The organism is Bacillus sp. P4_D3, from assembly GCF_056401855.1.
Genome location: NZ_JBFUIN010000996.1, coordinates 1 through 970 on the forward strand (window position 1 = coordinate 1; position 970 = coordinate 970).

The 970-nt window shown below is 29.0% G+C and carries 1 protein-coding gene and 1 pseudogene; both read right to left on the reverse strand.

Annotated elements, in window-relative coordinates:
• A pseudogene (locus AC1DTM_RS28645) lies at nucleotides 1–595 on the reverse strand (excinuclease ABC subunit UvrA); the annotation flags it as partial.
• A 76-nt stretch (nucleotides 596–671) separates the two neighbouring features.
• The coding region (locus AC1DTM_RS28650; protein ID WP_477001508.1) for an SRPBCC family protein at nucleotides 672–970 on the reverse strand (299 nt) is incomplete at its 5' end.

The following is a 970-nucleotide window of genomic DNA, read 5'->3' on the forward strand; positions in this document are numbered from 1 at the left end:
GAATATGTTGTTTCGCTTCACTAATATTTAAAACTTCTGCTAATGAAAGAATAGATTCTACACTTAAATCATTAATATCTGAAATTGTATGTGGTTTATCAAATAATTCAATTGTATATTGTTCAATTTCTTTACTATATCTCCTTCCTTCGCATTTTTTACACTCAATATTTTTAGTAGTGCCGCGTCCTTTACAACCAGGACACCAACCTAACTGGTTATTAAATGAAAAGACCTCAGGAGAAAGATTATATTTTTCAGCAAGCTTTTCACGTATCTCTTTAAAAACACCTGTATGAGTACCAATCGTTGAACGTGGATTAGAAGAAATAGACGATTTCCCTAGAAAAAGTACTAAAGGCATTTCTTCCATCTTAATAGCACTGAAATTAGTTTCCATAATATTAGGAAATAAATACTGATATTCAGCTTTTGGTAATAAGGAAACAAGGCGCTTCTTGGATTCTTCACCAATTGTTTGACAAAAAGTTGTTTTACCAGATCCAGACAATCCAGCAATTCCAAATGATTTATTTACCGGTATTTCTGCATCTAATTTATTTATATTGTTCGCAATTAATTGATTTACTTTCATATTAACCTCTATTCTTATTGTTTTTAAAAAACGTTTTTATAAGATAATAATTACACAATAAATAACGATTATATAATTAATATCCTTTCAACTCATCGGTCTTAACCTTATATTTGTCAAACCAATATTTCCACTCATCTTTTGAAAATTCTTTTTCCTCCCCTTCTAAAACTGAAGAAAAAAGATCTAAACAAATATGCCAACCTGCTATATCTTTAGGAGTATGATCTGTTAGTTCATGAATGAATTCTTTAAATAATAATAGGGATCCCTTTTCTTTTTTATGTATTTCAAATCGGACACGATCTTTATCCCATGTGAATTCTAAAACTGAATTCATTTGACATTCTAAGATATCAATATTTATAAATGTAC